This is a genomic window from Rhodobacter sp. TJ_12 (genome assembly GCF_020023995.1).
Classification (GTDB): Bacteria; Pseudomonadota; Alphaproteobacteria; order Rhodobacterales; family Rhodobacteraceae; genus Rhodobacter.
Genome location: NZ_NRRD01000013.1, coordinates 59,059 through 84,414 on the forward strand (window position 1 = coordinate 59,059; position 25,356 = coordinate 84,414).

The 25,356-nt window shown below is 62.6% G+C and carries 26 protein-coding genes; 17 read left to right on the top strand and 9 right to left on the bottom strand.

Annotated elements, in window-relative coordinates; all coding sequences use genetic code 11:
• Position 1 precedes the first annotated feature (1 nt).
• Entirely contained in the window at positions 2–1,345 is a 1,344-nt protein-coding gene (gene trmFO / locus CKO11_RS10765) for a methylenetetrahydrofolate--tRNA-(uracil(54)-C(5))-methyltransferase (FADH(2)-oxidizing) TrmFO (RefSeq protein WP_223638129.1), read from the top strand.
• On the top strand, positions 1,342–2,178 hold the full coding sequence (gene gluQRS, locus CKO11_RS10770; RefSeq protein ID WP_223638247.1) for a tRNA glutamyl-Q(34) synthetase GluQRS: 837 nt from the start codon (positions 1,342–1,344) through the stop codon (positions 2,176–2,178). Before trmFO ends, gluQRS begins: the two co-directional genes overlap by 4 nt.
• A gap of 90 nt (positions 2,179–2,268) precedes the next feature.
• Here the strand turns inward: gluQRS and hisI are convergent, their stop codons facing one another.
• Positions 2,269–2,631, bottom strand: a complete 363-nt coding sequence (gene hisI, locus CKO11_RS10775) for a phosphoribosyl-AMP cyclohydrolase (protein WP_223638133.1) — start codon at positions 2,629–2,631, stop codon at positions 2,269–2,271.
• 68 nt (positions 2,632–2,699) lie between these two features.
• On the opposite strand from hisI, the gene CKO11_RS10780 reads away from it, so the two are divergent.
• The gene (locus CKO11_RS10780; RefSeq protein ID WP_223638136.1) at positions 2,700–3,125 is read left to right on the top strand and encodes an iron-sulfur cluster assembly scaffold protein; all 426 of its coding nucleotides are present in this window, start codon (positions 2,700–2,702) and stop codon (positions 3,123–3,125) included.
• 62 nt (positions 3,126–3,187) lie between these two features.
• Positions 3,188–4,597, top strand: a complete 1,410-nt coding sequence (locus CKO11_RS10785) for a methyl-accepting chemotaxis protein (protein ID WP_223638137.1) — start codon at positions 3,188–3,190, stop codon at positions 4,595–4,597.
• Between the two features lie 227 nt (positions 4,598–4,824).
• On the opposite strand, the gene CKO11_RS17505 is transcribed toward CKO11_RS10785, so the two are convergent.
• The 5 genes from CKO11_RS17505 to CKO11_RS10805 all read right to left on the bottom strand — a co-directional run bounded on the left by CKO11_RS17505 (position 4,825) and on the right by CKO11_RS10805 (position 10,414).
• A complete protein-coding gene (locus CKO11_RS17505; protein ID WP_263298453.1) occupies positions 4,825–4,947 on the bottom strand; it encodes a hypothetical protein in 123 nt (40 codons plus the stop codon).
• Between the two features lie 72 nt (positions 4,948–5,019).
• Positions 5,020–7,113: an ATP-dependent DNA helicase RecG gene (recG, locus tag CKO11_RS10790; protein WP_223638146.1), complete on the bottom strand. Its 2,094-nt coding sequence runs from the start codon at positions 7,111–7,113 to the stop codon at positions 5,020–5,022.
• Positions 7,110–9,233, bottom strand: a complete 2,124-nt coding sequence (gene ligA / locus CKO11_RS10795; protein ID WP_223638148.1) for an NAD-dependent DNA ligase LigA — start codon at positions 9,231–9,233, stop codon at positions 7,110–7,112. Before ligA ends, recG begins: the two co-directional genes overlap by 4 nt.
• Positions 9,234–9,326: 93 nt before the next feature.
• Complete coding sequence (gene ctrA, locus CKO11_RS10800; protein WP_223638150.1) at positions 9,327–10,040, bottom strand: response regulator transcription factor CtrA; 714 nt, start codon at positions 10,038–10,040, stop codon at positions 9,327–9,329.
• Between the two features lie 95 nt (positions 10,041–10,135).
• Positions 10,136–10,414, bottom strand: coding sequence for a DUF1153 domain-containing protein (locus tag CKO11_RS10805; RefSeq protein ID WP_076484661.1), 279 nt, complete (start codon positions 10,412–10,414; stop codon positions 10,136–10,138).
• Between the two features lie 126 nt (positions 10,415–10,540).
• Here CKO11_RS10805 and mnmA point away from each other — a divergent pair, with 126 nt between their 5' ends.
• A complete protein-coding gene (gene mnmA, locus CKO11_RS10810; protein WP_223638154.1) occupies positions 10,541–11,689 on the top strand; it encodes a tRNA 2-thiouridine(34) synthase MnmA in 1,149 nt (382 codons plus the stop codon).
• A 36-nt stretch (positions 11,690–11,725) separates the two neighbouring features.
• Here mnmA and CKO11_RS10815 read toward each other — a convergent pair whose 3' ends face one another.
• From CKO11_RS10815 to CKO11_RS10825, 3 genes are all read right to left on the bottom strand, one after another.
• Positions 11,726–12,049: a hypothetical protein gene (locus tag CKO11_RS10815; RefSeq protein WP_223638157.1), complete on the bottom strand. Its 324-nt coding sequence runs from the start codon at positions 12,047–12,049 to the stop codon at positions 11,726–11,728.
• Positions 12,050–12,139: 90 nt separating this feature from the next.
• Positions 12,140–12,376, bottom strand: coding sequence for a DUF1127 domain-containing protein (locus CKO11_RS10820; protein ID WP_223638159.1), 237 nt, complete (start codon positions 12,374–12,376; stop codon positions 12,140–12,142).
• 145 nt (positions 12,377–12,521) lie between these two features.
• On the bottom strand, positions 12,522–12,827 hold the full coding sequence (locus tag CKO11_RS10825) for a hypothetical protein (RefSeq protein WP_223638161.1): 306 nt from the start codon (positions 12,825–12,827) through the stop codon (positions 12,522–12,524).
• Positions 12,828–12,963: 136 nt separating this feature from the next.
• Between CKO11_RS10825 and pyrC the strand changes: the two genes are divergently transcribed.
• The 12 genes from pyrC to CKO11_RS10885 all read left to right on the top strand — a co-directional run bounded on the left by pyrC (position 12,964) and on the right by CKO11_RS10885 (position 25,355).
• On the top strand, positions 12,964–14,004 hold the full coding sequence (pyrC, locus tag CKO11_RS10830) for a dihydroorotase (RefSeq protein WP_223638163.1): 1,041 nt from the start codon (positions 12,964–12,966) through the stop codon (positions 14,002–14,004).
• Between the two features lie 37 nt (positions 14,005–14,041).
• Positions 14,042–14,722 (top strand): orotate phosphoribosyltransferase, encoded by a 681-nt coding sequence (locus tag CKO11_RS10835; RefSeq protein WP_223638165.1) that lies wholly within the window; start codon positions 14,042–14,044, stop codon positions 14,720–14,722.
• Positions 14,723–14,956: 234 nt separating this feature from the next.
• On the top strand, positions 14,957–16,447 hold the full coding sequence (locus CKO11_RS10840; protein WP_223638167.1) for a replicative DNA helicase: 1,491 nt from the start codon (positions 14,957–14,959) through the stop codon (positions 16,445–16,447).
• 131 nt (positions 16,448–16,578) lie between these two features.
• Positions 16,579–17,628: an alanine racemase gene (alr, locus tag CKO11_RS10845; RefSeq protein WP_223638170.1), complete on the top strand. Its 1,050-nt coding sequence runs from the start codon at positions 16,579–16,581 to the stop codon at positions 17,626–17,628.
• A complete protein-coding gene (locus CKO11_RS10850) occupies positions 17,628–18,404 on the top strand; it encodes an MlaE family ABC transporter permease (protein WP_223638249.1) in 777 nt (258 codons plus the stop codon). The genes alr and CKO11_RS10850 overlap by 1 nt, the downstream gene beginning before the upstream one ends.
• Positions 18,401–19,144 (top strand): ABC transporter ATP-binding protein, encoded by a 744-nt coding sequence (locus tag CKO11_RS10855; RefSeq protein WP_223638173.1) that lies wholly within the window; start codon positions 18,401–18,403, stop codon positions 19,142–19,144. The genes CKO11_RS10850 and CKO11_RS10855 overlap by 4 nt, the downstream gene beginning before the upstream one ends.
• A 132-nt stretch (positions 19,145–19,276) precedes the next feature.
• The gene (locus CKO11_RS10860) at positions 19,277–20,047 is read left to right on the top strand and encodes a DNA repair protein (protein WP_223638176.1); all 771 of its coding nucleotides are present in this window, start codon (positions 19,277–19,279) and stop codon (positions 20,045–20,047) included.
• Entirely contained in the window at positions 20,047–20,472 is a 426-nt protein-coding gene (locus CKO11_RS10865) for a paraquat-inducible protein A (RefSeq protein ID WP_223638179.1), read from the top strand. Before CKO11_RS10860 ends, CKO11_RS10865 begins: the two co-directional genes overlap by 1 nt.
• Positions 20,473–20,514: 42 nt before the next feature.
• Positions 20,515–21,885: a DNA repair protein RadA gene (radA, locus tag CKO11_RS10870; RefSeq protein WP_223638182.1), complete on the top strand. Its 1,371-nt coding sequence runs from the start codon at positions 20,515–20,517 to the stop codon at positions 21,883–21,885.
• A gap of 33 nt (positions 21,886–21,918) precedes the next feature.
• The gene (locus CKO11_RS10875) at positions 21,919–22,491 is read left to right on the top strand and encodes a CvpA family protein (RefSeq protein WP_223638185.1); all 573 of its coding nucleotides are present in this window, start codon (positions 21,919–21,921) and stop codon (positions 22,489–22,491) included.
• A 114-nt stretch (positions 22,492–22,605) separates the two neighbouring features.
• Positions 22,606–24,078 (top strand): amidophosphoribosyltransferase, encoded by a 1,473-nt coding sequence (purF, locus tag CKO11_RS10880; RefSeq protein ID WP_223638188.1) that lies wholly within the window; start codon positions 22,606–22,608, stop codon positions 24,076–24,078.
• A 95-nt stretch (positions 24,079–24,173) separates the two neighbouring features.
• Positions 24,174–25,355 carry a hypothetical protein gene (locus CKO11_RS10885; protein WP_223638191.1) on the top strand — a complete coding sequence of 394 codons (1,182 nt, stop codon included), beginning with the start codon at positions 24,174–24,176 and terminating at the stop codon, positions 25,353–25,355.
• Position 25,356: the final 1 nt, after the last annotated feature.

Below are 25,356 nucleotides of genomic sequence, written 5' to 3' on the forward strand. Positions count from 1 at the left end.
CATGACACAGACACTTCATATCATTGGTGCGGGCCTTGCGGGCTCGGAAGCGGCGTGGCAGGCGGCACAGGCGGGCGTGCCCGTGGTGGTGCATGAGATGCGCCCGAAAGTGGGAACCTTCGCGCATAGCAGCGGTGACTGCGCCGAGATGGTCTGCTCCAACTCTTTCCGCTCAGATGATGACGAGCGCAATGCCGTGGGGCTGTTGCATTGGGAAATGCGCGCGGCGGGTGGGCTGATCATGGAAATGGCGGACCGCCATGCCCTGCCCGCAGGCGGCGCGCTGGCGGTGGACCGCGAGGCGTTTTCGGGCGCGGTCACCGCAGCGCTGCGCGCCCATCCGCTGGTGTCTTTTTCCGAAGAAGAAGTGACCGAATTGCCCCAAGACGGGCCTTGGATCGTCGCCACCGGGCCGTTGACCTCGGGGCGCTTGGCCGACAGCATCCGCAGCGTGACGGGCGCGGAAAGTCTCGCCTTTTTCGATGCGATCGCGCCGATCGTGCATGCCGACACAATCGATATGGATATTGCGTGGCGGCAAAGCCGCTACGACAAGGGCGAGACCGAAGAAGAGCGCAAGGCCTATATCAACTGCCCGATGACCCGAGACGAATACGAGGCCTTCATCGACGCGCTTTTGGCCGCCGAAAAGACCGAGTTTCACGAGGGCGAGACGGCAGGCTATTTCGATGGCTGCCTGCCGATTGAGGTGATGGCGGAACGCGGGCGCGAAACGCTGCGCCACGGGCCGATGAAGCCGGTGGGTCTGACCAATCCGCATGATCCGGCCACCAAATCCTATGCGGTGGTGCAGCTGCGCCGCGACAATGCCTTGGGCACGCTTTACAACATCGTCGGCTTTCAAACCAAGATGAAGTATGGCGCACAAACCGCTGTTTTTAAAATGATCCCCGGGCTACAGAATGCGTCTTTCGCGCGACTTGGCGGCATTCACCGCAACACATTCCTGAATTCGCCAACGCTGCTGGATGGTCAGATGCGGCTGCGCCAACGCCCGAACCTGCGCTTTGCGGGCCAAGTGACGGGCGTGGAAGGCTATGTCGAAAGCGCGGCGATGGGTTTGCTGGCGGGGCGCATGGCCGCCGCCGAGATCAAGGGGCAAAGCCTGCCCCCGCCGGGCTTTGAAACAGCGATGGGCGCGCTGGTCAATCACATCACCGGCGGGGCCGAGGCCAAGACCTTCCAGCCGATGAATGTGAACTTTGGCCTGTTCCCCCCGCTGGAGGCCGCGCGCGGCGGGCGCAAAGGCCGCAAAGACCGTTACAAAGGCTATACCGACCGCGCCAAAGAGGTGTTCACCGCTTGGCTTGCCGCGCAGGCATGATCACCCGCTTTGCCCCTTCGCCCACCGGCCCGCTGCATCTGGGCCATGCCTATGCTGCGCTTGTGGCGCATGACATGGCGCGGGCGGCGGGCGGGCACTTTCTGCTGCGGATAGAGGATATCGACCGGGCGCGGTCCAAACCCGAATGGGAAGCGCAGATTTATGATGATCTGCGCTGGCTCGGGCTCAGCTGGGATGGCGCGGTGATGCGCCAATCCGACCGTCTGCCCGCCTATCGCGCGACGCTGCAAAAGCTTTGGGACCGGGGCCTGCTTTACGCCTGCGACTGCACGCGCCGCGATATCGAAGCGGCCGTCGCCGCACCCCAAGAAGGCGCGCCACTTGGCCCCGATGGGATCATTTATCCCGGCACTTGCCGCGCCAAAGGCGCGCCCAAACCCGGCCAGCCGCTGCCGAAAGCCGCGCTGCGCCTGCGCATGGATCTGGCGGCAAGCGATTGTTCTTTCGTGGAAACCGGCCCCGCTTTCCACGGCACGCATCCCATCACCCCCGCGCAAATGACAAACAGCGTGGGCGATGTGGTGCTGGCGCGGCGGGAAATGGGCACCTCTTACCACCTCGCCGTGGTGCTCGATGATGCCGCCCAAGGCATCACCCATGTCACGCGCGGCGAAGATCTGTTCGACGCCACGGCGATCCATGTCACGCTGCAAAACCTGCTGGGCCTGCCGGTGCCGGTGTTCCACCACCACGGGCTGATCCGCGATGCGGCGGGCAAGCGGCTGGCCAAACGCGATGACGCGCGCGCTTTGGCCAAATACCGCGCCGAAGGGGCCAGCCCCGCAGACATCCGCCGCCTTGTGGGTCTTTAAACCGTCGCAGCGCTTATGCTTCGACTTTGCGGAAATATCCCCAGAGAGTCTCCGAAGGAGACCGGGGGCAGCGGCCCCGCCCCAGCTTGGTCACGCCTCCATCGGCTCCATGATTTCGACCTCTTGGCCCTCGCGCACCGCAGTATAAAAACACGACCGACGGTTGGTGTGGCAGGCGGGCCCGATTTGATCGACCAGCAACAGCAGGCAATCGCGGTCGCAATCGATGCGCAATTCGACCAGCTTTTGCACATGGCCCGAGCTTTCGCCCTTGGCCCAGAAGCTTTGGCGCGAGCGGCTCCAATAGGTCACCTGCCCGGTTTCCAGTGTCCGCGCCAGGCTTTCGGCATTCATCCATGCCATCATCAGCACCGCGCCAGTGGCGTGATCTTGCGCAATCGCGGGGATCAGCCCGTTTGCATCATATTTCAGGCTGGCAGTCTCGAAACCCATGCTTTCCTCCACGGCGGCTGCGGTCTATCTACCCCCCTAAACGGCCAAGGAAAACCCCGGGGGATGCGATGAGCGACCTGTTCAAACTTTACGCCGATCGGGTGCTGGCCTTGGCAGCCGATATTCCGCTGACCGATCCGATTGACGCGCCCAGCCATCACGCCACGGCGCGCGCACCGCTATGCGGCTCGAATATCTCCGTGGCGCTGCGGCTGAAGGGCGATAAGATCGCGGCCTTTAGCCAAAGCGTGCATGCCTGCGCCTTGGGGCAGGCCTCGGCGGCGATCTTTGCGGGTCAGGTGATTGGCCGCACGGCGGAGGAGGTGCAGGCTTTACGCGAAGCTTTGGCCGACATGTTAAAAGGCGGGCCCGTGCCCGGCGCGCCCTTTGGCGACTATGAAGTGTTACAGGCCGCGCGCGATTATCCCAACCGCCATGCCTCGATTCTGCTGGCCCCGGACGCGACGTTGAAAGCCCTGCGCGGCACAACCTGAAACGGCTTAACGCTTGCGCAAGGTGGTCATGCCATGGTGACGCAACTTTGCGCGAGCCCTTCATGACCCAGACCGACTCTTACGCTTCCGATTCTGCCCAGACCGCGGGCCGTGTCGACCGCATCGCCCAAGATGCGCTGCTGCTTGGCCGCGATGTGGCCGAGGTGGCGGGCGCGCTTGATGCGCTTGAAAAACACATCGATGCGCAAATGCGCCTGTTGCGCGATGCGCAATCCTCTGCCGAAACGGTGCAAGATGCCAATGCCCGGGTGATGGATGGCGCCGAACGGGTCAGCCGCTCGGCGGATGTGACGCTGGATCTGGTCGAGGGCACGGTGGCGCAATTGCGCGAAACCAGCACCCATGCCCAGACCATTGCCGCCTGGGTGCGCGCCGCCATCGCAAGGATGGAGGAAATCAACGCCACGCTGATCAAGGTGCAGGCCGAAAACGCCGAGATCAAATCTGTCTCGAAACAGGTCAACATTCTGGCGATCAACGCAAAAATCGAGGCCGCCCGGGCCGGCGATTCCGGCAAGGGCTTTGCCGTTGTGGCCGAGGCGATCAATGAGTTGTCTCACAAGACCGCCGCCGCCGCCGATGGGATCGGCACTGCGGTGGGCGGGCTAAGTGCCTCGGTCGGGGCGCTGCATGACGAGGCCGGGGCCATTTCCAACGATGCCGAAGCCGTGCTGACCGGGGCTGCGGGCACCGATACCGCGCTGGGGCGCATGGTCGAGGGGCTGAAAATGACGCGCGGAGCGGTGAGCGATATCACCGCGCGCGCAGGCGAGGTGAACACCGCCAATGCGACCTTTGCCCCCGCCTTCCAGCGCATGGCCGATAGCATGAGCAGCACCTCCACCGAGGTGCATCAGGCCGCCGAAAAAACCCAAGCGCTGATTCTGGCGGGCGAGACCATCGTGCAAGAGGCGGTTGAGCTGGGTGGCGCCACCACCGATGACACGTTTATCCGCGCCGCACAGGAGGCCGCGACCGAAATCGCGCAAATTTTCGAACAGGCGATTTCCAGCGGCAAAATCACCACGGGCAAGCTGTTTGACAGCCGCTATGCGCCGATTGCCGGAACCGACCCCGAGCAAGTGATGGCCCCCTTCACCGAGTTCACGGATGCGGTTTTGCCCGAGGTGCAAGAACGGATGCTGACGCTCTCGCCCGATATCGTGTTCTGCGCGGCGGTGGATCGCAACGGCTATCTGCCGACGCACAACCTGAAATTTTCGCAGCCGCAAAGCGCCGATCCGGTCTGGAACGCCGCCAACTGCCGCAACCGGCGGATCTTCAACGACCGCGTCGGCCTGCGCGCCGGGCAATCGACCGCGCCCTTCTTGTTGCAGATTTACCGGCGCGACATGGGTGGCGGCGAATTTGCGCTGATGAAAGACCTGTCGGCCCCGATCTTCGTTGCCGGGCGGCATTGGGGCGGGTTGCGGCTGGCCTATCGAATGTAGCGCCGCGCCCAAACTGCGCGTGGCGCCCTGCCCCACAGCGGCGCACGTCTTTTATCAAAACAAAAAAACGCCGCCATCGCGGGGATGGCGGCGCAGGCATGCGCTTTCGGGTAAACCTAGGGACAGGCGCCGCGAGCGTTGGGACAGTCGGCGGCAAAGCGCGAGGCAGTGAACAGGTGGGCCAGAACATCGGCCCGAACAGGCAACTCGTCACAAAGGCAAAAGGATCAGAAAAGACCGGGCAGATAGAGCACGGCCATAAAGGTGACGCACAGCGACAGCGCCCCCAGCGCATCTTGCACCAATTCGGCGGTGTTCCGGTCGGCAATCGTGTTCAAGGCGTGGCGCATCTGTCTCTCCTTTCGTGTTGCCCTTTTGTTCTCACTTTATCGCCGCGCCGTCAAGAACATTTTGAGAACATCCTAGCCAACTTCGATCAGACGGATCGCCCGGTCCTGTTCGGTCAGCCACAAAAGCGCCCGCGCCGCCTGCCCGCGCGCACTTTCCAGACCGGGATCTTTTTCCAGCAAAAGCCGCGCATCTTGCTGCGCCAAAGCCATCAGCCCGGACTGATGTTCCAGATCGGCAATGCGAAAGCGCGGCAAACCCGATTGCGCGGTGCCGATCACATCGCCCGCACCACGCAAGGCCAAATCTTCCTCGGCAATGCGGAACCCGTCTTCGCTGTCGCGCAAGATCGCAAGCCGTCGCTCGCCCCCCTCGGAAAGCGGCGCTTGATACAGCATCAGGCAAGTGGATTTTGCCGCGCCGCGCCCCACACGCCCGCGCAATTGGTGCAGTTGCGCAAGGCCAAAGGTCTCGGCCCGTTCGATCACCATGATCGAGGCATTGGGCACATTTACCCCCACCTCGATCACCGTGGTCGCCACCAAAACCCGCGTGCGGCCCGCCACGAAATCGGCCATCGCCGCGTCTTTCTCGGCGGGCGGAAGCTGGCCATGCACAAGCCCCACCACACCCTCGCCCAAGGCGGCGCGCAACGCGATGAACCGTTCTTGCGCCGAGGCAAGGTCCACCCGCTCGCTTTCTTCCACCAAGGGGCAGACCCAATAGGCTTGGCGTCCCTCCGCCACCGCCTTTTTCAGATGCTCCACCACCTCTGAAATCCGTGAGGTCGAGACCAGCGCGGTTTGCACCGGCTGGCGCCCCGGGGGCTTTTCATCCAGAACGCTCACATCCATATCGCCATATTGCGCCAGCGCGAGCGAACGCGGGATCGGCGTGGCCGTCATCACCAACACATCGGCCATATCGCCCTTGGCCCCCAACTCTTGGCGCTGGTTCACGCCAAAGCGGTGCTGCTCATCGATGATGACCAGGCGAAGATCTTGAAAGAAAACATCCTTTTGAAAGACCGCATGGGTGCCCAGCAAGATGTGGATCCGCCCCGCGGCCAGATCGGCCAGCTTCTTGGCGCGCTCTGTGCCTTTGTCGCGGCCGGTCAAAACGGCGATGCGCACGCCCGCGGCGGCGGCCAGATCGGCCAAGCCCTCGTGATGCTGGCGCGCCAGAATTTCGGTGGGCGCCATCAACACGCCCTGCCCGCCCGCCTCGACCGCATTGAGCAGCGCAAGAAAGGCCACCAGCGTCTTGCCCGCGCCCACATCGCCTTGCAACAACCGGTTCATCCGGCGCGGTTCGGCCATATCGGCGGCAATCTCTTGGCTGGCTCTGACCTGCGCGCCGGTGGGTTTGAACGGCAACGACGCCAGCACCTTGCGCGCCAGATCGCCAGTGCCCTTGGTCACGCGCCCTTTCGGATGGCGGGCTTCCCGCCGCGCCAAGGCCAGCGTCATCTGATGCGCAAAAAGTTCATCATAGGCCAGCCGCTGGCGTGCCGGGGCCATGGGGGCGGTCTCGGCCTGCGTTTCGGGGCGATGCGCGGCCTGCAGCGCCGCGCCCCAATCGGGCCAGCCCTCACGCGCCTTCAACGTGGGCTCGATCCATTCGGGCAAATCCGGCAGGCGTGCCAAAGCCCCCTCTGACGCTTTGGCCATCAGCTTTTGCGTCACCCCTGCGGTGAGCGGATAGACCGGCTCGAACCGGGGCAACTGACCTGCCTCGTCGAGCGGCAAAATGTGATCCGGGTGGACCATTTGCGCTGTGTTGTCAAAGAGTTCGAGTTTTCCCGAAACAAGACGACACTCCCCAACGGGCAGGATTTTTTGCAAATAATCGCCGCGCGCATGAAAGAAGACGAGCGCGAAATCCACCCCCTCGCCATCGCGCACCAGCACCCGCGTGGGGCCAGAGCGATTGCGCGAGGCGTGATGCGAAATCACCTCTACCTTGAGCGTGCAGATAAGCGGCGGCACCACCTCGCGCAGGCTGGCGACGGGGCGGCGATCGACCAGCGCTTGCGGCAGGGTGAACAGCACATCGCGCGGGCGGGTGATGCCCAGGTTCTCAAGGTTTTTCGCGGTTTTCGCGCCGATGCCGGGCAGCGTTTCCACCTCGGCAAAAAGCGGGAAAAGCGCGGCAGGCCGGCCCGTCATGTTGCGCCAATCATCGCAAGCCAGGCGTCTTCATCGATCACCTTTACCCCCAGATCGGCAGCTTTCTTGGCTTTTGAGCCCGCGCCCGGCCCGGCAACCAAAAGATCGGTCTTGGCCGAGACCGACCCCGCCACCTTGGCCCCCAAAGCCTCGGCCCGCGCTTTCGCCTCGGCCCGTGTCATGCGTTCCAACGTGCCGGTGAAGACAACGGTCAGGCCAGAAACCGGGCTTTCGGACGCAGGCGGCGTGGCATCTTGCACATTAAGATGCGCGGCCAGCCGCAAGATCGCCTCGCGCTCCGGCCCGTCGTGAAAGGCGGACACGACCGAGCGGCCCAAGGTTTCGCCCACCCCGTCGATGCTGAGAAGGTCCTCCCATTCGGGGCCAACGAAGTTACCAGCCGCTGTCATCGCATCGACAAAGCGATCCCAGCCGAGGTAATGCGTCGCCAAAAGCTGGGCCGAGCTTTCGCCCACATGGCGGATGCCAAGCGCAAAGATCAGTTTGGCCAGCGGAATGGCGCGCTTTTCCGCGATTGCATCAAACAGGTTTTGCGCCGATTTCTCGCCCCAGCCCTCGCGATTTTTGAGCTGCCGAGGGCAGCCGGGACCAAAGTTATTTTCGAGCGTAAAAATATCGGCGGGTTCTTGCACCCAGCCGTCTTTATAAAACGCCTCGACCTGCTTGGCCCCCAGCCCCTCAATGTCGAACGCCGCGCGAGACACAAAATGCTTCAGCTTTTCGACCGCCTGCGCGGGGCAGATCAGCCCCCCGGTGCAGCGGCGCACAGCATCGCCCTCTTCGCGAATCGCTTCCGAGCCGCATTCGGGGCACAGATGCGGGAAGACATAGGGGGCGGCGCCCGGATCGCGGCGCGACAGATCCACATCCGCCACTTTCGGGATCACATCGCCCGCGCGGTAGACCTGCACCCAATCGCCTTCCCGAATATCTTTGCCACCGCGAATGTCACCGCCTTTGGAATCGCGCCCGGCGATGTAATCTTCATTGTGCAGCGTCGCGTTAGAGACAACAACGCCGCCCACGGTGACAGGCGTCAGCCGTGCCACGGGCGACAAAGCCCCGGTGCGACCCACCTGAATCTCGATCTTTTCCAGCCGGGTCCACGCCAGTTCGGCAGGGAATTTATGCGCCAAGGCCCAACGCGGCGTGGTAGAGCGGAACCCAAGCCGCGCTTGCAGGGCAAGGTCATTGGCTTTGTAGACGACGCCATCGATATCATAGCCCAAGGTGGCCCGCTGCGCCTCGATCGCGCGGTAATGGGCCAACATCTCGGTCAGGTCGGCGCAAAGCTTTGTCAGAGGATTTACTTGAAACCCCAAAGCCTTAAGGCGCTCAATTGAGGTGAATTGCGTGGCGGCCAGCGGCTGTGAAAGCACCCCCCACGCATAGGCAAAGAACCGAAGCGGCCGCGCGGCGGTGATGCGCGCATCAAGCTGGCGCAATGATCCGGCGGCGGCATTGCGCGGATTGGCAAAGGTCTTGTCGCCCTTTTCAGCTTGGCGCGCATTCAAAGCCGCGAAATCTTCGTGGCTCATATAGACCTCGCCCCGCACTTCCAGCACCTTGGGCGCGCCGGTCAGTTTTTGCGGGATATCGGCAATGGTGCGGGCGTTTTCGGTAACATTTTCGCCCACAGCGCCATCGCCACGCGTGGCCGCCTGCACCAAAACCCCGTTTTCATAGCGGAGCGAAAGCGACAACCCGTCGATCTTGGGTTCGGCGGTGCAGAGTAAGGGCGCCTCGGTTGCCAAGCCCAAATAACTGCGCATCCGCTCGACAAAATCGGCAATATCTTCGTCGGAAAAGCCATTGCCAAGGCTGAGCATCCGCACCGCATGGGGCACTTTGCCGAAACCTTCGGCGGGGGCGGCCCCCACTTGCTGGGTGGGGCTGTCAGCGCGGGCCAGATCAGGAAAACGCGCCTCGATCGCCGCCAAACGGCGTTTGAGCGCGTCATATTCCGCATCCGCTATCTCGGGCGCGTCATCGGTGTGATAGGCTGTATTGGCTGTTTCCAAATGTGCGACGAGGCCGGGCAGTTCAGCCTCGGCCTCAGCGCGGCTTAGCCGCTCAACGTCTTTGTGCGCGTCGCTCATAGCGTCCCCCGGTGAAACTGCCCCTGATTTAGGGGCAGCCGCGAGACGCGTCCAGCGAAAGGCGGAGGCAGAGCACGGATCGAGGGCAGGCGATCAGGCGCTGGCCGCGATGCGACGATCCATATCGCCCTGATCAGGGTCACGCAGCACATAGCCACGGCCCCAGACGGTTTCGATGTAGTTTTCGCCGCCGGTGACTTCAGCCAACTTCTTGCGCAACTTACAAATGAACACGTCGATGATTTTCAGTTCCGGCTCATCCATCCCGCCATAAAGGTGGTTGAGGAACATTTCCTTGGTCAGCGTCGTGCCCTTGCGCAGGCTCAACAGCTCCAACATCTGGTATTCTTTACCGGTCAGATGCACAGGCTTGCCGGCAACTTCCACGGTTTTCGCGTCCAGATTGACCGAGATTTTCCCGGTGCGGATGATCGACTGGGAATGGCCTTTGGACCGGCGGATGATCGCATGGATGCGGGCCACCAGCTCTTCACGATGGAAGGGCTTGGTCATGTAGTCATCGGCCCCAAAGCCAAAGCCTTTGATCTTGTTCTCGGTGTCGTCCGCACCGGTCAGGATCAGGATCGGCGTATCGATCCGCGCAAGGCGCAACTGGCGCAGCACGTCCAGCCCGTTCATATCGGGCAAGTTCAGATCGAGCAGGATCAGATCGTAATCGTAGAGCTTTGCAAGATCGATCCCTTCCTCCCCCAAATCTGTGCAATAGACATTGAGGTTGGCATGCGTCAGCATCAGCTCGATGCTGCGCGAGGTGGTTGGATCGTCTTCAACCAACAAAATCCGCATCCTGGGTTCTCCGCATTAATCCCTCGATCACGTTTGACCTTGGCAGCAAATGGTTAACGCCCAGTTACTCTCACACGTTTTATCCTATTTGCAACCTAAAGTTGTCTATATTTTTGAATCGCAGTCACCTTTAGACCGGCGATTCCGTGCTTTTTGACCGCATCGGTCCAAATGTCGAACTCTTCATCCGACAAACCATAGCGTTCCAGCACCTCAGAGCGCGTGATCAGCCCGAAGGTGACCGCTTGCACGATGGTTGCTTTGCGCGACGCCACCCAACGACGCGTTTCTTTCGGCGGCAGATCGGCGCGCGTCAAGATCGTGCCATCGGGCAAGGTCACTGCGCGCGGACCGTCGACTTTTTTCAGATACATGGGTTCACCCCCGGCTTCTTCGATGGAGGGAGTTTGCCCACAGGGACTTAACGCTGCGTTTAGCGCGGGGTTGAGAAAGCGTCGCATTTTCCTATATTTCGTCATTCTGGTTAAAGGACTGCACTCATGCCGCAAGATCTGGAGTTAAACTCGCTGGGCCTGCCCAAGGCCCCGGCTGACACCCGTGTGGTGGTCGCCATGTCAGGGGGGGTGGATAGCTCGGTCGTGGCGGCGATGCTGAAGGAAGAAGGCTATGACGTGGTCGGCGTCACCTTGCAGCTTTACGACCATGGCGCGGCGCTGGCGAAAAAGGGGGCCTGCTGTGCGGGCCAAGATATCCATGATGCGCGGCGCGTCGCCGAAGCCATGGGGTTCCCCCACTATGTCCTTGATTATGAAAACACTTTCCGCGAAGCCGTGATCGAAGAATTCGCCGATGCCTATTTGGCGGGGGCGACGCCGGTGCCCTGTATCCGCTGCAATGAACGGGTTAAATTCAAAGACTTGCTGGAGACCGCGCGCGATCTGGATGCCGATTGCATGGCGACGGGACACTATATTCAACGCAAAATCGGCGCGCGCGGGCCAGAGCTGCATTCGGCCGCCGATGCCGGGCGCGACCAGAGCTATTTCCTGTTCTCGACCACCGCCGAACAGCTTGAATTTTTACGATTCCCGCTTGGCCACCTGCCCTCCAAAGACGAAACCCGTAAACTTGCAGCGAAATATGGGTTGGTCGTGGCCGACAAGCCCGACAGCCAAGACATCTGTTTCGTGCCTTCGGGCAATTACGCCTCGGTGATCGAAAAGCTGCGCCCCGGCGCGGCAGAGCCGGGCGAGATCGTCGATCTGTCGGGCAAGGTGCTGGGCACCCATCGCGGGGTGATTCACTACACGATCGGGCAGCGCCGGGGTCTGGGCATCGGCGGTCTGGGCGACAGCCCGCTTTATGTCGTGAAGCTGGACCCGGACACCCGGCAGGTGATCGTGGGCCCGAAAGAGGCGCTGTCGACCGCCATCGTGCCGGTGCGCGAGATCAACTGGCTGGGCGATGCGCCCTTTGACAGCCAGCCCGAATGGCATGTGGCGGTGCGCATCCGTTCAACCCGCGCGCCGCGCGCCGCTGTGGTGCGCCCGCTGAGCGCGACCGAAGCCGAGGTGGAGTTGATGGAGCCCGAAGAGGGTGTCTCGCCCGGGCAGGCTTGCGTCTTTTACGATCCGCAAGGCAGCCGAATCTTTGGCGGCGGCTGGATCTGGAAAGGGCATGCGGCCTAAGCGGCCACGCCCTCCCCTTACGGTGCCCAAAGGCCCTTAGCCCCGCGGGGGCTCGGGCTCTTCGTCGTTGCCGTCTTCTTCATGGGGGCGAAACACATGTGTCTGGACCTGACGCCGCGCCAGACCGCGCGCGGCCTGATCCAAGATCACCTCATCGGGGGCAAAGATCGGCGCGGGGGTGAAATCCTCGACCACCGCCGCCGTTTCAAGCCCCAGCGCATGCAGCGCCTGCACCAGCGCCTCGTCGGCACGAACCAAAAGCCGGTCGCTGTCGATCTGGCAAGGCGCGCGGAACTGCCCCACGCATAAAGCAGCCAGAACCAGATCACCGCGCACCTCGGTCAGGGTTACCTGCGTCATTGCCACTCCGCTTGCCGAATTTTTAACCGCAAGCAGTATTGAACCCCGCGCGCGCCAGCGCAAGCCCCCGCGCGGGCGCCTGTGTCGCAGTTAGTAGCAGAATTTGTCGCGGAACACGTGGCTGACGATGTCATCGCGCGTCAGGCCATGCACCGCCAGTTCCGCATCGGACATCTCTGACAGCCGGACCACTTCGCGCATCCGTTCGCTGGCCTCCATCACCTCAACAAGGCGCGTGCCGATTGCCGCGAGCGCGCGGCCAAGATAGGATGCGAAGCCTTTGAACAGGCTGATTTCTTTTTCGATGAACGTTGCTGTGTAAGCCATGGAAACCTCATTTGGGCAGAGCGTTTCCCCCCATGGCCTCAAGATACGTCAGATTCGTTGCCCCATAAACTGCCGATCCGACAAGCCCGCCTTGCATTTTCTGCAACGCGGCATCGGCGGGCCGCGTCGCCGGGCGCCTTGGGGTTTAGCAATCATAGGCTCGCGCGCGCAATTCTCCGACCGGCAGGTTCGGGTCGACCGGGTCGAACACCACCGTATCTGCGCCATCGGTGCGCGCGCGTTCCAACATCTTATTGCGCGCGTAAAGCTCGGCTTCCTTGCCGATCACCGGGCCGTAAAGCCCCGGCTCATTGGTGATGATCGACACCGCGCGGCACTGCGCCACCTCTTCCGCAGTGGCCACGCGCACCTCTGGCACGCCCCGAAACCCCGGATCGTTACAGCCCAAAAGCGCGAAACCGGCCAGCAAGGGCATGAACGCTGTCTTCATCCTGTGCTCCTTTTTTCCGTTTTCGGACACACTGGCGCAAGCCAGCCCCCGCTGTCCAGCGCCCGTGGCACAGGCGCGCCGGTTTGGCGCGACGCAGCCACTGGAAATGACCCGCGCGAAGGTGTAACCGAACCCCATGACCGAGATCACGCTCCCCCGCCCCGACGATTGGCACCTGCACCTGCGCGACGGCGCGATGCTGCAAGGTATTTTGCCCGAAAGCACGCATCACTTCGCCCGCGCGATCGTGATGCCGAACCTTGTGCCGCCGGTGGTCACCGCCGCCGAGGCCACGGCCTATCGTGACCGCATTCTAGCGGCGTTGCCCGAGGGGGCGGAGTTCACCCCGCTGATGACGCTTTATCTGACCGAGGCGACCGACCCGGCCGATGTGCGCGCGGCGGCACAAAGCGGGCTTGTGAAAGCGGTGAAGCTTTACCCGGCAGGCGCCACCACCAATTCCAACGCGGGCGTGCGTGACTTTGATAAGGTCCGCGGTGTGCTGGAAATGATGGCCGAGATCGGCCTGCCGCTGTGTGTGCATGGCGAGGTGGTCACGCCCGAGGTCGATATTTTCGACCGCGAGGCGGTCTTTATTGAAACGGTTCTTGACCCGATCCGCCGCGCCACACCGGGGCTGCGCGTGGTGATGGAACATATCACCACGAAAGACGGCGTGGAGTACGCACGCAGCCAAGATGACACTTTGGGCGCGACGATCACCACGCATCACCTGATCATCAACCGCAACCATATCTTGGTTGGGGGCATCAAGCCGCATTACTATTGCCTGCCGGTGGCCAAGCGCGAAGTGCACCGCTTGGCGCTGCGCGACGCGGCGACCTCGGGCGATCCGCGTTTCTTCATCGGCACCGATTCCGCACCGCATATCGACGCGGCGAAAGAAAACGCCTGCGGCTGTGCGGGCTGTTTTACCGCCACGAACACGATGCAGCTTCTGGCCCATGTGTTTGAAGAAGAAGGCAAGCTGGAAAACCTAGAAGCCTTTGCTTCGCGCAATGGCCCTGCCTTCTACCGCATGCCGGTCAATGAAAAGACGCTGACTTTGGTCAAGACCGACACCCCTGCCACATGGCCCGAAAAAATCCTGACCGGCGCAGGCCCCGTGACGGTGTTCAATCCGGGCTTCCCGGTCTATTGGCATGTGAAACACTGATCCGCAGCCCGCGACGCTAGACAACAGGACGACACAGATGATCCCCTCTTCCTATCCCGCGAAAGACGAGATTGCGCGGCTGACCGCGCGGATGCTTTTGGAAATCAAGGCGGTGCATTTCAATGCCGACGAGCCGTTCACGCTTGCCTCGGGCCTGCCCTCGCCCACCTATATCGATTGCCGCAAGCTGATCTCTTACCCGCGCATCCGCTCGACCTTGATGGATTTCATGGCCGTGACGGTGCTGCGCGACGCGGGGTTCGAAGCCTTTGACAATATCGCTGGCGGCGAAACGGCGGGCATTCCCTTTGCCGCCATGGTGGCCGAACGTCTGGCCCTGCCGATGACCTATGTGCGCAAAAAGCCCAAAGGCTATGGCCGCAATGCCCGGATTGAGGGCGCGATGTCAGAGGGCGAGCGGGTGCTTTTGGTGGAAGATCTGACCACCGATGGCGGCTCAAAACTGAGCTTTGTCGATGCGATCCGCGACACCGGGGCCAGCTGCGCGCATACGGCTGTCATCTTTTACTACGGCATCTTCCCCGAGACCGAGCCGAACCTCGAAAAACACGGTGTGAAGCTGCATTACCTGTGCACCTGGTGGGATGTTCTGGCCGAAGCGCGCGCGCAAGGCGCGTTCAGCGCCGAAACGCTTGACGAGGTCGAAGCGTTTTTGAAAGCGCCGCGCCCGTGGCAGGAAGCCCGTCAAAAAGGCTGACCCGATTTCTGGGGATAAGCGCTGAATAGGGCTGTGGACAATTTGGGGGCAACCTGGGGCGACTCAGCCTTGGGTTGTTTGCCTCGCAAATTCCCCCAATTTGTAGTAGGCTGACGATCGCCAACCACAAGAAATGCTGTAAACTGCAGTCCGACCCGGCGTTTATCCCCAAACTTATCCCGATACCGCGCCCCCGCGCCAACGGCTATCAGGCGGGATCGAGAAGAGGCACAGATGAACGAAACAACCGCTATTCGTCCCGACGGTGCCCAGGGCACCGAAGAAGAGGCTTTGCCGCATAACATCGAAGCCGAGCAGCAATTGCTGGGCGCGATTCTGACGAACAACGATATTTTCGACCGCATCGCCTCGGTGGTGCGGGCGGAACATTTCTACGAGCCGGTGCACCGCACGATCTACGAGGTCGCGGTGGCGCGGATTCAGAAAAACGCGCTCGCCTCGCCCGTCACGCTTAAGGCCTATCTGGAAGAGGACGAGGGTCTGAAGGCACTGGGCGGCGCGGCCTATCTGGCGCGGCTTGCGGGCGCGGCCATCTCGGCCTATGCGGCGCGCGACTATGCGCAGATGATCCATGACCTTGCGCTGCGGCGCGAACTGATCCGGCTGGGCAAAGACCTGTCCGCCTCGGCGCAAAAGGTGGAGATCGGGCGCGAACCCGAAGAGCTGATCATCGAAACCGAGGGCGCTCTTTACAAGCTGGCCGAAACCGGCACCGCCGAAAAGGGGTTTGTAAGCTTTCTCAAAGCGGTGACAGAGGCCGTGCAATCGGCCAATGCCGCCTATCAGCGCGAAGGCGGGCTGGCGGGCATTTCCACCGGGTTGCGCGATCTTGATAAAAAGCTGGGCGGTCTGCACCCGTCGGACCTTTTGATCTTGGCCGGTCGTCCCTCGATGGGGAAAACCTCGCTTGCCACCAATATCGCCTTCAACATCGCCAAGGCCTACAAACGCGGCCTGCGGCCCGATGGCTCCGAAGGCGCGGTCGAGGGCGGCGCGGTGGGCTTTTTCTCGCTTGAGATGAGCGCCGAGCAATTGGCCGCCCGCGTGCTGTCGGAAGCCTCCGAGGTGCCCTCGGAACAGATCCGGCGCGGCGATATGACCGAGGCCGAGTTCCGCCGCTTTGTCGAAGCCGCGAAAGCGCTGGAAACCTGCCCGCTTTACATCGATGACACCCCTGCCCTGCCCATCGCGCAGGTCGCCGCGCGCTGTCGCCGGCTCAAGCGCACGCATGGACTCGATGTCGTCTTTGTCGACTATTTGCAGCTTTTGCGCGGCTCGGGCCGGACCGACAACCGGGTGCAAGAAATCGCCGAGATTTCGATGGGTCTGAAAGCGCTTGCCAAAGAACTCAACATCCCCGTGGTGGCGCTGTCGCAGCTTAGCCGGACGGTGGAAAGCCGCGAAGACAAGCGCCCGCAACTGTCGGACCTGCGCGAATCCGGCTCGATTGAGCAAGATGCGGATGTCGTGATGTTCGTCTACCGCGATGAATATTACCACGAGCGCATGAAGCCGCCGGAAGACGACCCGAAATTCGCCGAATGGATGCAAAAGGCCGAACGCGTGCATGGCAAGGCCGAGGTGATCTTGGGCAAGCAGCGCCACGGCCCGATTGGCACCGTCGAAGTGGCCTTCGAATCCCGCTTCACCCGCTTTTCGGATTTGGCCAAAGCGTGGCAGGGCGACGGCTCGGACGGGTTTTAAGCGCGCCCCCCGGCGGGCCGTTGAGGGCCACCGCCTGCGGACCGGGCAGCGCCACCTGCCCGATCCACCCAAAGGCCCCGATCACGGATGTTTGCGCTTGACGTTGCGGCCCGCGCGCCACAGAAAACCGCATGGCTACTGCATCGCTCCGTATCGACCTCGACGCCGTGCGCGCCAATTGGCGCGCGCTTGACGCAATGACCACTTCCGCGACCGAATCCGGCGCGGTGGTAAAGGCTGACAGCTATGGCCTTGGCGGCGCGCAGGTCGCGCGACTTTTGGCCCGCGCAGGCTGCCGCAAGTTCTTCGTCGCCGTCGCCGAGGAAGGCGCGGCGATCCGCCAAGCCTTGGGCGAAGGCCCCGAAATCTTTGTCTTTTCCGGCCATATGGCGGGCGACACCGAGATGATCGGCGATCTGGGCCTGATCCCGATGCTCAATTCGGTCGAACAGGTCACCCGCCATCTGGAGGCGCTGCCCGGTGCGCCCTTTGGTGTGCAGCTTGACACCGGCATGAACCGGCTCGGCATGGAGGCCGCCGAATGGCAGGCCGTCGCGCCGATGCTTTTGGGCGCAAACCCGAAACTGATCATGAGCCATTTGGCCTGCTCGGATGAGCCCGATCACCCGATGAATGCGCAACAACTGGCCGCCTTCCGCGCGATGACAGACGGGATCGCGGTGCCGCGCTCGCTTTCGGCCACGGGCGGCATCTTGCTGGGCCCCGATTATCATTTCGACGTCACCCGCCCCGGTATCGGCATGTATGGCGGCGCGCCCTTCACCAAGGCGGCGCCGGTCGTCACCCTGTCGCTGCCGGTGATCCAGATCCGCGATGTCGCGGCGGGTGAAACCGTGGGCTATGGCAACACCTGGACCGCAGAACAGGAGTGCCGCATCGCCACTGTGGCGGCGGGCTATGCCGATGGCGTGACCCGGCATCTGTCGAATGCCGCGATGCTGTATCATGGCGCGACCCACTGCCCGATGCGGGGCCGCGTCTCGATGGATCTGATCACCGCCGATGTCACCCATCTGACCGAGGTGCCCAAAAGCCTTGATCTGATTTGCCCGCATCAGGGCATCGATGTGCTGGCCGACATCGCCGGCACGATCGGCTATGAAATTCTCACCTCGCTCGGCCCGCGCTACAGCCGCCACTACACCGGGGGGCCGGCGTGATCGCTGCCGCCCTTGCCGCGCTGGGGCGTGGCACTTTGGGCGGGCTTGCGGGCACCGGGCGTGTCGCGCTTTACACCGGCGCGGTGCTGGGGCATTTGCTCCGCCCGCCGTTTTACCGGCGCGAATTCTTTGTGGCGCTGATGCAGATCGGCTGGCTGTCGCTGCCGGTGGTGGGGCTGACCGCGCTCTTCACCGGCGCGGCGTTGGCTTTGCAAATCTATGCGGGCGGGGCGCGGTTTTCGGCGGAATCCGTGGTGCCCTCGATTGTAGCGATCGGCATGGTGCGCGAATTGGGCCCGGTGCTGGGCGGGTTGATGGTCGCGGCGCGGGTGGCCAGCTCTATCGCCGCTGAAATCGGCACGATGAAAGTGACCGAACAGATCGACGCTTTGGTTACGCTCTCGACCAATCCGCTGAAATATCTGGCCGTGCCGCGCGTGCTGGCCGCCACGCTTTCGGTGCCGATCTTGGTGGCCGTGGGCGATGTGATCGGGGTGATGGGCGGCTGGCTGGTTGGCACCGGGCGGCTGGGCTTCAACTCGGCCACCTATCTGCGCAACACTTGGGAATATCTGGAAATTTGGGACGTGGGCTCGGGCCTTGTGAAAGGCGCGGCCTTTGGCTTCATCGTGGCGCTGATGGGCTGTTATTACGGCATGAATTCAGGGCGCGGCGCGCAGGGCGTGGGGCGCGCCACCAAATCCGCCGTGGTCGCCGCCTCGGTCTTGATCTTGGCCGCCAACTATCTGCTGACAGAGGTGTTCTTCTCCGCATGATCGAGATTGAGGGGCTGAAAAAATCCTTTGGCAGCAAGCATGTGCTGCGCGGCGTTGATCTGCATTTGCAGCGCGGCGAAAGCTTGGTGGTGATCGGCGGATCTGGCACGGGCAAATCGGTTTTGCTCAAATGTATCCTGGGGCTGGTGCGCCCCGATGCGGGCACGATTGCGGTGAATGGCGCGCCGGTCGATCAAACGCGCGAAGCGTTCCTGTCGCGCTTTGGCATGCTGTTTCAAGGCGCCGCTTTGTTTGACAGCCTCACCGTTTGGCAAAATGTGGCCTTTCGGCTGTTGCGCGGTCCCGACCGCCGCCCCAAAGACGCGGCGCGCAAGGTGGCAATCGAAAAGCTGGCTCGTGTCGGGCTTGGCCCCGAGGTGGCGGATCTGTTCCCGGCCGAGCTTTCGGGCGGCATGCAAAAGCGCGTCGGTCTTGCCCGCGCCATTGCCACCGATCCGACGGTGATCTTTTTTGACGAACCCACCACCGGGCTGGACCCGATCATGGCGGGCGTGATCAACGATCTGATCAATTCCGTGGTGCGCGAGATGGGCGCAACCGCGATCACCATCACCCATGACATGTCCTCGGTGCGGGCCATCGCTGATCATGTGGCGATGCTGCATGACGGCAAAATCCGCTGGCACGGCCCAATTGCGGATATGGACAGGACCGACGACCCCTATGTAAGCCAGTTCATCCATGGCCGCGCCGAAGGGCCGATTGCCGCGATACGGTGAACGACGCGTTTCCAAAACGCCAACAATGGCGCGGCTAAAGACATTGTTTTCACCACGATTCTGCCCGAGACTACTCTGGTTGGGGGCAAATTTTCTTCGCCTGTTTCTTTTGCCTGACTGGGGGGCTGGGCCATGTCTGATCTGACCGCAGGCCGCGCGGCGCAAGCGCGGCTGCATGAAATGGTGCAAAACCTGCTGTCGGGCACGGTCTTCGTCTTCTCCTGTGCGGCGCTGCTGTTGTTCTTGGCCTCGGCCTTGGGGATCGCGCCGTGGCTTGTGGTGGATCTGCGCTTTGGCGATACCCCCCTGCCCCATGCCGGCATCTGGCTGGAGGCGGGGCTGGCGCTGCTGGGCATCGCACTTGTGCTTTATCTGCCCGGTCAACGCCGCGTTTTGGCGCTGGAACGCAGCCACCGCAATTTCCGCATCGGCACCGAAGATGTGACCGCCGCCTATCGCGCGGTCCATGACGCCGACCGCAAGGGCGCCTTTGCGCTGTCGGGCGAATTTGACGCGATGCGCGAACGGATGGACTGGCTGCGCCAGCACCCCGATCTGGGCCATCTGGAGCCCGAGCTTTTGCAACTGGCCGCGCAAATGAGCCTGCAAAGCCGCGACTTGGCGCAAATCTATTCCGATGCCAAGGTGGCGCGGGCACGCGATTTTCTGCGCGCGCGCCAGCACGAGGTGGACACCGCCAGCGAACGGTTGAAAATCGCCCGGGCCACCTGTGATGAATTGCGCGGATGGCTGACCGATGTGGAAGCCGAAGAGCGCAAATTATCCGAAGAATTCAAACTTTTGGAGCGCGATCTCAAAGCGGTTCTGCCCGGCCTTGGCTATGAGTTGGAAGATGCATCGGCGCCGGACAATGTCGTGTCGCTGCCGAAATCGCAGAAATAATGCTGAAATACGCCAATCTTGCCCTTTTGGTTTTGTTCCCCGTGGCTTGGGTCGCGCCGCTTTTGCGCGCGGGGCTTTTGCCGTTTTTCGAGCTTGAAGAAATCTCGGTGCTTTCCGGGCTGTCGGTGCTTTGGGGCAAGGATGTGTTTTTGGCGCTTGTCGTGACCTTCTTTGCGCTGGTCGCGCCGATGGCCAAGGTGGTGGGGCTGGCCCTGGTGCAGTTTCGCTTGGCCTCGCCGCGCCTTTTGCCCGCGCTGCGGTTTTTGGGGCGGCTGGCGATGGCCGATATCTTTCTGGTCGCGCTTTACATCGTGCTGGCCAAGGGCACCGGCATCGGGCGGCTGGAAACCGGCTGGGGGCTTTATCTCTTCACCTTCTGCGTGCTGGCTTCGCTGGCGCTGTCGCATCTGGGGCGGCGGCGCTAGCGGCGGCCTTGCCGCGCGCGTGCGGCTCTGCCACAAGGGCGCATGGCCAAGACATCCGCTTCCTTCACCTGCACCGAATGCGGTGCCGTGCATCGCAAATGGTCGGGGCGCTGCGACGCTTGCGGCGCGTGGAATTCGATTGTCGAGGAAACGCCGCTGTCAAGCTCCGGCCCCGCCAGCAAAAGCTTGGGCGGCGCCAAGGGCAAGCGCATCGATCTGACGACGCTTGCCACCGAAGAGGCGCCGCCGCCACGCACGCTGTCGGGGATGGACGAATTCGACCGGGTGCTGGGCGGGGGTCTTGTGCCCGCCTCGGCGATTTTGGTGGGCGGCGATCCCGGCATCGGCAAATCGACGCTTCTGTTGCAAGCCGTCGCCGCTTTTGCCCGCAAGGGGCTAAAATGCCTGTATATTTCGGGCGAGGAAGCCGCGGCCCAAGTGCGGATGCGCGCCGCCCGTCTGGGGCTGGCCGATGCGCCGGTGCATCTGGGGGCCGAAACGAACCTGCGCGATATTCTGACCACTTTGGAGGCCGAGCGCCCCGATCTGGTGGTGATCGATTCCATCCAGACGATGTGGGCCGATATGGTCGAGGCCGCGCCCGGTTCGGTCAGCCAAGTGCGCGCCGCCGCGCATGAATTGGTGACCTTTGCCAAATCGCGCGGCGTCTCGGTGGTGATTGTCGGTCATGTCACGAAAGAGGGCCAGATCGCCGGCCCCCGCGTGGTCGAACATATGGTCGACACCGTGCTTTATTTCGAAGGCGAGCGGGGGCACCAGTTCCGCATCCTGCGCGCGGTCAAAAACCGCTTCGGACCGGCCAGCGAAATTGGCGTTTTTGAAATGACCGGCGGCGGCTTGGCCGAAGTGGCCAACCCCTCGGCACTGTTTCTGAGCGAACGCGGCCAACCCGCCCCCGGCTCTGCCGTTTTTGCGGGGATCGAGGGCACGCGCCCTGTGCTGACCGAGATTCAGGCGCTGGTCGCACCTTCGTCGCTGGCCTCGCCGCGGCGCACGGTGGTGGGGCTCGACTCGGGGCGGGTGTCCACCATCTTGGCGGTGCTGGAAAGCCGCTGCGGCATTCCCTTTGCCGGGTTGGATGTGTTTTTGAACGTGGCAGGCGGGCTCAAGGTGCTTGAACCCGCCGCCGATCTGGCCTTGGCCGCCGCTTTATTGAGTGCACGCGAAGACACGGCCTTGCCCGCAGATATGGTCATTTTCGGAGAAATCTCTCTATCTGCGGCGCTGCGCCCGGTCGGTCAGGCCGAAAACAGGTTGAAAGAAGCCCAGAAACTTGGTTTCTCACAAGCGATCCTGCCCGTCGGCACCAAGGTCGAGGGCGGCGCGGGAATGGCGGCACGCAAATTGCCCGATCTCGTGACATTCGTTGGGGACATGTTCGGCGCAGGCTAGCGCCAAAAGGCACAAAGCAGGGGCAGCACGACCATGGAAGGGTTCACCATCATTGACGCCATCGTGGCGGTCACCATCATCTTGTCGGCGATCCTTGCCTACAGCCGTGGCTTCGTGCGCGAGGGGCTGGCGATTGTCGGCTGGATCGCGGCGGCCGTGGTGGCCTATACGTTTGCCGATGCCGCGCGCCCGCTGATTGCCCAGCTTCCGGTGCTGAACAAATTCCTGGCCGATAGCTGTGAACTGGCAACGATCGGCGGCTTTGCGGCGGTCTTTGCCTTTGCGCTGGTGGTCTTTTCAATCCTGACGCCGCTGTTTGCCTCGGCGGTGCAGCGTTCGGCGCTTGGTGGCATCGATCAGGGGCTGGGGTTCCTGTTTGGTGTCTTGCGGGGCGTGATCCTCGTGGGCGTGGCATTTGTCGTCTATGATCGGCTGGTCAGCGCCGAGGCGATCCCGCTGGTCGATAATTCGCGCTCGGCCAAGGTGTTCATGAAGCTTTCGGGCCAAATGGATGAAAGCATGCCCGAGGATGCGCCGGGCTGGATCGTGGCGCGGTATGAAGACCTTGTGTCGAAATGTGCCGCCCCCGCTGCGACCGCGAATTGAGCGCCAAGCGCGAAAACGTGACGCAGAGATGACGATTTCCGAGCGGGAGGGCTTAACAGCCCTCCCGTTTCGCATTATAGCGCCGCCAAGCCCGCCGGATCTGGAGCCCCTCCCATGACAGCTGCCGAAAAAACCTTCCTGTCGCATCCGTTCGACGACGACAAGTTGAAGGAGGAATGCGGCGTCTTTGGCGCGATTGGCATGTCCGATGCCGCCAACTTCGTCGCGCTTGGCCTGCACGCGCTGCAACACCGAGGTCAAGAAGCGGGCGGCATCGTTGCCCATGACCCGGCCAAAGGCTTCAACTCGGCGCACCGCTTTGGCTATGTGCGCGATAATTTCACCAAAGCCAGCCTGATGGAGCAATTGCCCGGCCCGCTGGCCATCGGCCATGTGCGCTATTCCACGGCGGGCTCCAAAGCGGCGGTGATCCGCGATATTCAGCCCTTCTTCGGTGAATTTTCGATGGGCGGCTGCGCGATTGCGCATAACGGCAACCTGACGAATGCCGAATCCCTGCGCCGCGAATTGATCGAACATGGTGCGATCTTCCAATCCGGCTCGGACAGCGAATGCATCATTCACCTGATGGCGCGCTCGTTCCAAAAAACCCATGCCGACCGCATCGCCGATGCGTTGCGCCGGGTCGAAGGCGCGTTTTCCGTCATCGCCATGACCCGCACCAAGCTGATTGGCGTGCGCGATCCCTTGGGCGTGCGCCCGCTGGTTCTGGGCCGGATCGGCGACAATGGCTATGTGCTGTCGTCGGAAACCTGTGCGCTGGACATCATTGGCGCCGAATTCGTGCGCGAGGTTGCGCCCGGTGAAATGGTGATCATCCAAGATGGCGTGATCGAAAGCACCCGCCCCTTCCATGATGCCAAGCCGCGCTTTTGCATCTTTGAACATGTCTATTTCTCGCGCCCCGACAGCCAGATCGGGGGCCGCTCGGTCTATGAGACGCGCCATCAGATCGGCGTGGAACTTGCGCGCGAAGCGCCAGTGGATGCCGATCTTGTGTGCCCGGTACCCGACAGCGGCACCCCGGCGGCAATCGGCTATAGTCAGGAATCGGGCATTCCTTTCGCACTGGGCATCACCCGCAACCAATATATGGGCCGCACCTTCATTGAACCGACCGAGCACATCCGCAACATGGGTGTGCGGCTCAAGCTCAATGTGAACAAGTCGCTCGTGAAGGGCAAACGCGTGATCTTGGTCGATGACTCGGTCGTGCGCGGCACCACCTCGCGCAAGATCAAGGAAATGATCTTGGATGCGGGCGCGGCCGAGGTGCATTTCCGTATCGCCTCCCCGCCGACCGCTTGGCCGTGCTTCTATGGTGTCGATACGCCCGACCGCGAAAAGCTTCTGGCCGCGAAGATGACCGAAGAAGAGATGCGCGATTGGATCGGGGTCACCTCGCTCAAGTTCATCTCGCTCAATGGGCTTTACCGCGCCGCAGGCGAAACGGCGGGCCGCAATGATAGCTGCCCGCAATATTGCGATGCCTGTTTCTCGGGCGAATATCCGGTCGCGCCCTCTGACCAGATCGGCAAGGGCTTTGAAATGAAGGTGGCCGAATAAGCTGCCCAAACCATGGGGGCCGCGTCCTTCGCGCCCCTTTTGACCGCCCCCGCCCCATGCTAGCGTGATCGGAGCCCCCGGCCCGGACGCCTTGCATGTTTCTTGACATTTCCATTGCCTGCCTTGCGGCCCTGATCCTTGGGGCGATGTTCCTGCCGGGCCTGCGCAACCGGGCGCGTTGGCGCGCGATGATCACGCCGCTGGCCTCGATCATCGGGTCAGGCTTTTTGGTCTTGGGGCCGATTTTGCAGACCCGGTTCGGGATGCTGGCGCCTTTGGTGATGGCGGCGCTATGTGGGCTGGCGTGGACCTTTGGCGCGGCGGTGCGCACCAATATTGCCGCTGAATCCCGGCCCCGCACGCCTGCGGTGGTGCGCTTGCAAGCCGTGGCGCAGGCGACGCTGGCCTTTGCCTATGTGATTTCGGTGGCCTATTACCTGAACCTGTTTGGGGCCTTTGCCGTGGCGCTGACGCCATGGCATGGGCCTTTGGCGGGCAATCTCGTCACCACGGCGATGCTGGCGCTGATCGGGGTCGCGGGCTTTGCGGGGGGCTTCAAGGCGCTGGAGCGGATGGAATATGCCTCTGTCGCGCTTAAACTGGCGATCATCGGCGGGTTGCTTTTGGGGCTGGCCGCCTATTTCACCCGGCAGGCCGAAGCGGGCGCGCTGATCCTTGCCCCGGCAAGCACCGGACTTTGGGACGGGCTGCGGCTGGGCTTTGGCCTGATTGTCACGGTGCAGGGGTTTGAAACCGCGCGCTATTTGTCCAAAAGCTATGAGGCGCCAACCCGGATCGCGGCGATGCGCTGGGCACAGATTCTGTCGACGCTGATCTATCTCGCCTATATCGGGCTGCTGTCCTATCTGTTCGCGCCCAACCCCGATGCTTTGGGCGAAACCGCGATCATCGACATGATGCGCGTGGTCTCCCCGATCCTGCCCGCAATGCTGGTGGCCGCCGCACTGGCGGCGCAATTGTCGGCGGCGGTGGCCGACACTTCGGGCGCGGGCGGGCTGACGGGTGAGCTAAGCCAAGGATGGCTCGCGCCGCGCCAAGCCTATCTGGTGCTGGTGGTGGCCGGCATCGCCCTGACATGGAGCGCGGATCTTTACGCGATCATCGCCTATGCCTCGCGCGCCTTTGCCGCCTATTATGCCGCGCAATCGGCGCTGGCCGCGCGGCACAGCACGGGCGCGCGCCGCGCCGGATATTGGGGGTTGTGCCTGCTGGGGCTTGCCATCGCCGGTCTGGGCACCCCTGCCGAGGGCAGCTAAA

What these genes read in the sequence shown, in the direction of transcription:
- trmFO (WP_223638129.1), top strand. Translation starts at nt 2, where the DNA reads ATGACACAGACACTTCATATCATTGGTGCGGGCCTTGCGGGCTCGGAA.
- gluQRS (WP_223638247.1), top strand. Translation starts at nt 1,342, where the DNA reads ATGATCACCCGCTTTGCCCCTTCGCCCACCGGCCCGCTGCATCTGGGC.
- hisI (WP_223638133.1), bottom strand. Translation starts at nt 2,631, where the DNA reads ATGGGTTTCGAGACTGCCAGCCTGAAATATGATGCAAACGGGCTGATC.
- CKO11_RS10780 (WP_223638136.1), top strand. Translation starts at nt 2,700, where the DNA reads ATGAGCGACCTGTTCAAACTTTACGCCGATCGGGTGCTGGCCTTGGCA.
- CKO11_RS10785 (WP_223638137.1), top strand. Translation starts at nt 3,188, where the DNA reads ATGACCCAGACCGACTCTTACGCTTCCGATTCTGCCCAGACCGCGGGC.
- CKO11_RS17505 (WP_263298453.1), bottom strand. Translation starts at nt 4,947, where the DNA reads ATGCGCCACGCCTTGAACACGATTGCCGACCGGAACACCGCCGAATTG.
- recG (WP_223638146.1), bottom strand. Translation starts at nt 7,113, where the DNA reads ATGACGGGCCGGCCTGCCGCGCTTTTCCCGCTTTTTGCCGAGGTGGAA.
- ligA (WP_223638148.1), bottom strand. Translation starts at nt 9,233, where the DNA reads ATGAGCGACGCGCACAAAGACGTTGAGCGGCTAAGCCGCGCTGAGGCC.
- ctrA (WP_223638150.1), bottom strand. Translation starts at nt 10,040, where the DNA reads ATGCGGATTTTGTTGGTTGAAGACGATCCAACCACCTCGCGCAGCATC.
- CKO11_RS10805 (WP_076484661.1), bottom strand. Translation starts at nt 10,414, where the DNA reads ATGTATCTGAAAAAAGTCGACGGTCCGCGCGCAGTGACCTTGCCCGAT.
- mnmA (WP_223638154.1), top strand. Translation starts at nt 10,541, where the DNA reads ATGCCGCAAGATCTGGAGTTAAACTCGCTGGGCCTGCCCAAGGCCCCG.
- CKO11_RS10815 (WP_223638157.1), bottom strand. Translation starts at nt 12,049, where the DNA reads ATGACGCAGGTAACCCTGACCGAGGTGCGCGGTGATCTGGTTCTGGCT.
- CKO11_RS10820 (WP_223638159.1), bottom strand. Translation starts at nt 12,376, where the DNA reads ATGGCTTACACAGCAACGTTCATCGAAAAAGAAATCAGCCTGTTCAAA.
- CKO11_RS10825 (WP_223638161.1), bottom strand. Translation starts at nt 12,827, where the DNA reads ATGAAGACAGCGTTCATGCCCTTGCTGGCCGGTTTCGCGCTTTTGGGC.
- pyrC (WP_223638163.1), top strand. Translation starts at nt 12,964, where the DNA reads ATGACCGAGATCACGCTCCCCCGCCCCGACGATTGGCACCTGCACCTG.
- CKO11_RS10835 (WP_223638165.1), top strand. Translation starts at nt 14,042, where the DNA reads ATGATCCCCTCTTCCTATCCCGCGAAAGACGAGATTGCGCGGCTGACC.
- CKO11_RS10840 (WP_223638167.1), top strand. Translation starts at nt 14,957, where the DNA reads ATGAACGAAACAACCGCTATTCGTCCCGACGGTGCCCAGGGCACCGAA.
- alr (WP_223638170.1), top strand. Translation starts at nt 16,579, where the DNA reads ATGGCTACTGCATCGCTCCGTATCGACCTCGACGCCGTGCGCGCCAAT.
- CKO11_RS10855 (WP_223638173.1), top strand. Translation starts at nt 18,401, where the DNA reads ATGATCGAGATTGAGGGGCTGAAAAAATCCTTTGGCAGCAAGCATGTG.
- CKO11_RS10860 (WP_223638176.1), top strand. Translation starts at nt 19,277, where the DNA reads ATGTCTGATCTGACCGCAGGCCGCGCGGCGCAAGCGCGGCTGCATGAA.
- CKO11_RS10865 (WP_223638179.1), top strand. Translation starts at nt 20,047, where the DNA reads ATGCTGAAATACGCCAATCTTGCCCTTTTGGTTTTGTTCCCCGTGGCT.
- radA (WP_223638182.1), top strand. Translation starts at nt 20,515, where the DNA reads ATGGCCAAGACATCCGCTTCCTTCACCTGCACCGAATGCGGTGCCGTG.
- CKO11_RS10875 (WP_223638185.1), top strand. Translation starts at nt 21,919, where the DNA reads ATGGAAGGGTTCACCATCATTGACGCCATCGTGGCGGTCACCATCATC.
- purF (WP_223638188.1), top strand. Translation starts at nt 22,606, where the DNA reads ATGACAGCTGCCGAAAAAACCTTCCTGTCGCATCCGTTCGACGACGAC.
- CKO11_RS10885 (WP_223638191.1), top strand. Translation starts at nt 24,174, where the DNA reads ATGTTTCTTGACATTTCCATTGCCTGCCTTGCGGCCCTGATCCTTGGG.